Origin of the sequence: Sphingomonas adhaesiva (genome assembly GCF_036946125.1) — a bacterium.
In the GTDB taxonomy this organism is placed as follows: domain Bacteria; phylum Pseudomonadota; class Alphaproteobacteria; order Sphingomonadales; family Sphingomonadaceae; genus Sphingomonas; species Sphingomonas adhaesiva_A.
In genome coordinates this window covers 976,135-982,500 of the sequence record NZ_JAQIJT010000002.1, presented here as the reverse complement: position 1 = coordinate 982,500, position 6,366 = coordinate 976,135, and the positions used below count along the sequence as shown (strand labels likewise).

The 6,366-nt window shown below is 70.5% G+C and carries 5 protein-coding genes (1 of these 5 only partly in view); all 5 read left to right on the top strand.

The features are described from left to right. A protein-coding gene (gene acs / locus PGN23_RS10895; protein WP_335302898.1) for an acetate--CoA ligase crosses the window boundary here: on the top strand, positions 1 to 1,087 show its 3' portion. The gene continues 848 nt to the left of window position 1, outside the view; the window shows 1,087 of its 1,935 coding nt (coding positions 849-1,935); the start codon falls outside the window, past its left edge; its stop codon occupies positions 1,085 to 1,087. Between the two features lie 56 nt (positions 1,088 to 1,143). After that, complete coding sequence (locus PGN23_RS10890; protein WP_335302897.1) at positions 1,144 to 1,275, top strand: SDR family oxidoreductase; 132 nt, start codon at positions 1,144 to 1,146, stop codon at positions 1,273 to 1,275. Continuing rightward, positions 1,263 to 1,448, top strand: coding sequence for a hypothetical protein (locus tag PGN23_RS10885; RefSeq protein ID WP_335302896.1), 186 nt, complete (start codon positions 1,263 to 1,265; stop codon positions 1,446 to 1,448). The genes PGN23_RS10890 and PGN23_RS10885 overlap by 13 nt, the downstream gene beginning before the upstream one ends. A 217-nt stretch (positions 1,449 to 1,665) precedes the next feature. Then, positions 1,666 to 4,044 (top strand): DUF3772 domain-containing protein, encoded by a 2,379-nt coding sequence (locus PGN23_RS10880; protein ID WP_335302895.1) that lies wholly within the window; start codon positions 1,666 to 1,668, stop codon positions 4,042 to 4,044. 190 nt (positions 4,045 to 4,234) lie between these two features. Continuing rightward, entirely contained in the window at positions 4,235 to 6,337 is a 2,103-nt protein-coding gene (glgX, locus tag PGN23_RS10875) for a glycogen debranching protein GlgX (protein WP_335302894.1), read from the top strand. Positions 6,338 to 6,366 lie beyond the last annotated feature (29 nt).

The following is a 6,366-nucleotide window of genomic DNA, read 5'->3' as shown; positions in this document are numbered from 1 at the left end:
GTTCCGCGACGTCTTCGACTATCGCGAGGGCGAGGTTTTCTGGTGCACCGCCGATATCGGCTGGGTGACCGGCCATTCCTATGTCGTCTACGGCCCGCTGGCGAACGGCGCGACCACGGTGATGTTCGACGGCGTCCCCAACTACCCCGATCACGGGCGGCTGTGGGAGACGATCGACCGGCTCGGCGTCAATATCCTCTACACCGCGCCCACCGCGATCCGCGCGCTGATGCGCGAGGGCGACCAGTGGGTCCGCAAGTACAGCCGCGCCTCGCTCCGCCTGTTGGGCACCGTGGGCGAGCCGATCAATCCCGAGGCGTGGGGCTGGTACCACCGGGTCGTGGGCGACGGCCGCTGCCCGATCGTCGACACCTGGTGGCAGACCGAGACGGGCGGCATGCTCATCGCGCCGCTGCCCTACGCCACCGACCTGAAGCCCGGCTCCGCGACGAAGCCGCTGCCCGGCGTCCGACCGCAGATCGTCGATGCCGAGGGCCAGGTGCTGGACGGCGCGACCGAGGGCAATCTGTGCATCGTCGACAGCTGGCCGGGCCAGATGCGCACCGTGTGGAACGACCACGACCGCTTCTTCCAGACCTATTTCACCACGTATCCGGGGAAGTATTTCACCGGCGACGGCTGCCGCCGGGACGAGGACGGCTATTACTGGATCACCGGACGCGTCGACGATGTCATCAACGTGTCCGGCCACCGCATGGGCACCGCCGAGGTCGAATCCGCGCTGGTCGCGCACGCCAGCGTCGCGGAGGCCGCGGTGGTCGGCATGCCGCACGAGGTGAAGGGCCAGGGCATCTACGCCTTCGTCACGCTCAATGCCGGGGTCGAGGCATCGGAGGAGCTGCGCGCCGAGCTGCGCCAGTTCGTTCGCAACGAGATCGGCCCGATCGCGTCGCCCGACGCACTGCAATTCGCCCCCGGCCTGCCCAAGACCCGCTCGGGCAAGATCATGCGCCGCATCCTGCGCAAGATCGCGGAGGACGAGGTCGGCAATCTCGGCGATACCTCGACGCTCGCCGATCCGTCGGTGGTCGACACCCTGGTCGAGGAGCGGGTCGTCCGCCAATAGCGACGGGTCGCGATCGGGCCGGGGAACGCCGTTCCCCGGCCGCCGATTGGGGCGCGATGACGAGGCTGCTCGGCTGTGCCACCACCAAGGGAGCGATCCACAATTTCACCGCCGGGCTGGCGAAGATGCCGGCCGGGCGCGGCATTCGCGTCAACGCGGTCGCGCCGGGGCCGGTGTGGACCCGCTGATCCCCTCCACCATGCCGCCCGACAGGGTGAAGACCGTCGGGGACAACACCCCGCTCGGCCGCGCCGCGCAGCCGGTCGAACTGGCCCCGCCTTATGTAATGCTGGCGACCAAGGAGGTGGGCTATATCACCGGCGCGACGGTGCCGGTCACCGGGGCGCGCCCGTTCCCCTGACGTCCGTCCGAGCCGCCGATCGCGCGGATCGTCAGGCCGTGTGGCCGGTCTGGCGCTCGTGTGCCGTTCCCCGGCCAAGGCGGGACCCAAAGGAACTCCGACGATCCAGCGGGATGGCCAGCACAACGACCGACGCACCCTGGCCCGCCCTTGGCGGCCATCCCTCCCTGCCGTATCGCACATGCTCCCGCCCCCACCCACCCGGAGCCGTTTGCCGATGCCCGTCCCCGCGCTGCTGCGGTCCTGCCTGGCGCTCCTGCTGATCCTGCTGCCTGCGACGCTTTCCGCGCAGCCGTCGCCGCTCGTCACCGCGTCGGCGCAACTGGCGAAGGCGGAGGCGGACCTGCGCGCCGCCGACAAGGCGCTCGACGGCCGCCTCGACGATGCAGCCCGCACCGATCTGCGCGCCGACGTCCTGGCCACGCGCGCCGCCACCGTCGTCGCCACGCAGGCGCTGACCGATCAGCTGGAGCTGATCGACGCGCGGGTCGCCGGGCTGGGCGCCACCCCCGCCGCGGGCGAGGCGCCCGACATCCGTGCCGAGCGCGCGCGCCTCGCCCGCGAGCGAATCGCGCTCGATTCCGCCGCCAAACGCGGACGCCTGCTCGGCGTCGAGGCGCAGCAGCTCGCCGACGAGATCGCACAGAGCCAGGCCGAACAGTTCGGCCAGCGCATCTCCGCGCACGTCCCCTCCCCGCTGTCGCCCGCGTTCTGGAGCGCGGTGATCCACAATCTGCCGCGCGACATGCGCCGTATCGCCGCCTTCGTCGATGGCGGCGTGGAAAGCCTGCGTAACCGATCCGCGCGCGCGCCCTGGTGGCCTGCGCTGCTCGGGCTGGCCGCCGCACTCGCGCTCCTGGTGCCGGGACGCACCGCCGCCCACGGGCTGGGGCGCCGCTTCCTGATCGAGGGCGCGCCGGGGCACCGCGTGCGACGCTCCGCCAACGCGATCTGGCGCGTGACGGTGGGCACGCTCACGCCGTTCCTCGCCACCACCGCGCTGGTACAGGGCCTGCGCTGGTCGCAGCTGGAGCCGCGCGGCTGGACCGGCCTGTTCGACGCGGTGATCGTCGCGGCGACCTTCGGCGGCTTTACTGCCGCGGTCACGGGCGCGGTGCTGATGCGCAATCAGCCCAGCTGGCGCGTGCTGCCCATCGCGGACGATGCCGCACGCCAGCTGCGCCCGTTCAGCTGGCTGCTGGCGACGGTCGCCGCCTTCACCATCCTGCTCGACGCGTTCAACACCGCGGTCGCCGCCAGCGCAGCGGCGCTCAGCGCGACGCAGGCGCTGGAGGCGATCGTCCATCTCGCGATGATCGCCGGCGCGCTGGCCGTCGTCGCGCGGCTGCGCGCCGCCCGTGCCGATGCGGAGGACGCCGCGCCCACCCGCGCCGGGCTCGGCGCGCTGGCGCTCGTCGCCTGGGTCGTCGTGGCGGCGGCCGCCGTCGCGCTGCTGGCGGGTTATCTCGGCTTCGCGCTGTTCCTGATGCAGCTCGTCGCCTGGGCCGTGGTGCTCGGCAGCATCGTCTTCCTGACGATGGCCGCGGTGGACGATGTCGCGACCACCGTCTTCACGCGCGAGAGTACCGTCGGGCGGCTCCTGTGCCGCGCGCTCGGCGTGCGCGGCGCCCTGGTCGACCAGTTCGGCGTGCTGCTCTCCGGCGTGCTGCGGCTCGTGCTCGGGATCGCCGCGGTGGCGATGCTGTTCGCTCCCTTCGGCGCGGGCGGCGGCATCGGAACGCTGTTCGGGCGCGTCGGCGCGCTGGCGCAGGGCATCCAGATCGGCGGCGTCGCCATCTCGCCCGGCACCATCCTGCGCGGGTTGCTGGTCCTGTTCGTCGGCTTGGCGCTGGTACGTGCCTTCATGCGCTGGCTGGAGGGCAAGTATCTGCCCGCCACCGACCTCGACGGGTCGGGACGCAATTCGGTCAGCCTCGTGGCGCGCTATGTCGGCATTGCGCTGGCGGTGATCTGGGCGCTCGCGTCGCTGGGCATCGGGGTCGAGCGGATCGCGCTGCTGCTGTCCGCGCTGTCGGTCGGCATCGGCTTCGGCCTTCAGGCGATCACCTCCAACTTCGTCTCGGGCCTCATCCTGCTCGCCGAACGCCCGATCAAGATCGGCGACCTCGTCCGCATCGGCACCGACGAGGGCGACGTGAAGCGCATCAGCGTCCGCTCGACCGAGATCGAGCTGCCCGACCATTCGACGCTGATCGTCCCCAATTCCGAGCTCATCACCAAGACCGTCCACAACAAGACGCTGGCCAGCCCGCTCGGGCGCATCCAGATCCAGTTCTCGATCCCGATCGAGGCGGATGCGGATCGCGCGCTGGCGCTCGTCGACCGCGCCTTCGTCGAACATGCCGCGGTCCTCGACGCGCCGGCCTCTGCCGTGTTCATCGATTCGATCGCCAACGGCCGCGTGCTGTTCAACTGCTTCGCCCACGTCGAGAGCCCGCGCGCGGCGTATCGTGCGCGCAGCGAGATCCTGACCACGCTCCTGCGCTGGTTCCGCGAGGAGGGGATCGAGCTGGGCACCGTGCCCCAGAAGCTGGAGCTGGTGCCGCCCGCGGACACAATCCAACCGCGAACCTGATCCACCCGTCACCCCGGACTTGTTCCGGGGTCCACTGTTCCCCGCACCTCGACAATCCTGGGTACGCGGCGCCGTGGATGCCGGAACAAGTCCGGCATGACGGGTAGGGCTACGAAATCGCATTCCCCATGCCACCAACCCCGCCGCCGAGGGTTGTGCGTCTGCGAAGACAATCAGGGGGATCGCACCGTTGCACACGCTCGCCGACCGGCTCCAGCCCGGCTCGCCCTATCCGCTGGGCGCCACCTTCGACGGAATGGGCGTCAATTTCGCGGTCTTCTCCGCCAATGCGGATCGGATCGAGCTGTGCCTGTTCGACCCCGAGGGCCGGCGTGAGCTGAAGCGGCTGACGCTGCCGGAATGCACCGACGAGGTGTGGCACGGCTATCTGCCCGATGCCGAACCCGGGCTCGTCTACGGCTATCGTGCGCACGGCCGCTACGAGCCGGAGGCCGGGCACCGCTTCAATCCCAACAAGCTGCTGCTCGATCCCTACGCCCGTCGCCTCCAGGGCCAGATCAAATGGACCGACGCGCTCCACGGCTACCGCGTCGGGCATCGCAACGCGGACCTGTCGTTCGACAAGCGCGACAGCGCGCCCGCCATGCCCAAGGCGGTGGTGGTCGACGACCACTGGGACTGGTCGCGCGACCGGCGCCCCGACACGCCCTGGTCTGAGACGGTCATCTACGAGGCGCACGTCAAGGGCCTGACGAAGCTGATGGAGGAAGTGCCCGCGCGCGAACGCGGCACCTATGCCGCGCTCGGCCACCCCGCGGTCATCCGGCACCTGAAGCGGATCGGGGCGACCGCGATCGAGCTGCTGCCGATCCACGCCTTCACGCAGGACCGCTTTCTTCAGGAAAAGGGGCTGCGCAACTACTGGGGCTACAACTCGCTCGGCTTCTTCGCGCCGGAGCAGGGCTATATGGCCTCGCCGCATCAGGACGAGCTGCGCCGCGCCGTCCACCGCCTGCACAAGGCCGGGATCGAGGTGATCCTCGACGTCGTCTACAACCATACCTGCGAGGGGTCGGAGCGCGGGCCGACGCTGTCGTGGCGCGGGCTGGACAATGCCAGCTACTATCGCCTCGTCGACGGCGACGCGCGCTACACCATCAACGACACCGGCACCGGCAACACGCTGAACATGAGCAAGGCGCGCGTCATCCAGATGGTCGCGGACTCGCTGCGCTACTGGGCAACCAGCTTCGGCGTCGACGGCTTCCGCTTCGACCTGGGCCTGACGCTGGGGCGCGAGGCGACCGGGTTCGATCCCGGCGCCGCCTTCTTCGACGTGCTGCGGCAGGACCCGGTGCTCGGCCGGCTCAAGCTGATCGCGGAGCCGTGGGACGTCGGCCCCGGCGGCTATCAGCTCGGCAACTTCCCGCCCGGCTTTGCCGAGTGGAACGACAAATACCGCGACACGGTGCGCGAATACTGGCGCGGAGAGCCCGCCAAGCGCGCCGATCTCGCCGCGCGCCTGTCGGGGTCGGGCGACCTGTTCGACCGCCGCGCGCGCCGCCCCTGGGCGAGCGTCAACCTGCTCGCCGCGCACGACGGTTTCACGCTGGCGGACACCGTCACCTACGAGGAGCGCCACAACGAGGCCAATGGCGAGGACAATCGGGACGGGCACAGCCACAATGCCTCGCGCAACTGGGGGGTCGAGGGGCCGACCGACGATCCCGTCATCAACGACGCGCGCGGTCGCGTGATGCGCTCGATGCTGACCACGCTGCTCACATCGCTCGGCACGCCGATGCTGGTCGCGGGCGACGAGTTCGGGCGCACGCAGCAGGGCAACAACAACGCCTATTGCCAGGACAACGAGATCAGCTGGCTCGACTGGCAGGCCGCCGCCACGCCGGAGGGGCAGGCGCTGATCGACTTCACCGCGCGCCTCACCGAGTTGCGCCGCCGCTACACCGTCCTGCGCAACCCGACGTTCCTCTACGGCAAGGATTCTCCCGGCGAGGGGATCGAGGACATCGAATGGTGGGACGAGCGCGGCGGGCGCCTCTCGCCCGAGGACTGGCAGAATCCCGAGGGCCGCGCGCTCCTGATGCGCCGCGCCACCCGGACCGGGGACGGTCAGGTCGAGGCGGTATCGCTGCTCCTCAACGCCTCCGCCGATCCGATCACCTTCACCCTCCCCCCGCCGCACGCGACGCGCACCGTCCTGATCGACAGCGCGAAGCCCGACCAGCAGGAGATCGAGATCGGCGACAGCTACGAGGTCGCGCCGCAGGGCGCCGCGCTGGTGACATGGCGCAGCGGGTTCGAGGCGTGAGGGACAGGACGACCGCCCCATCCACCCCG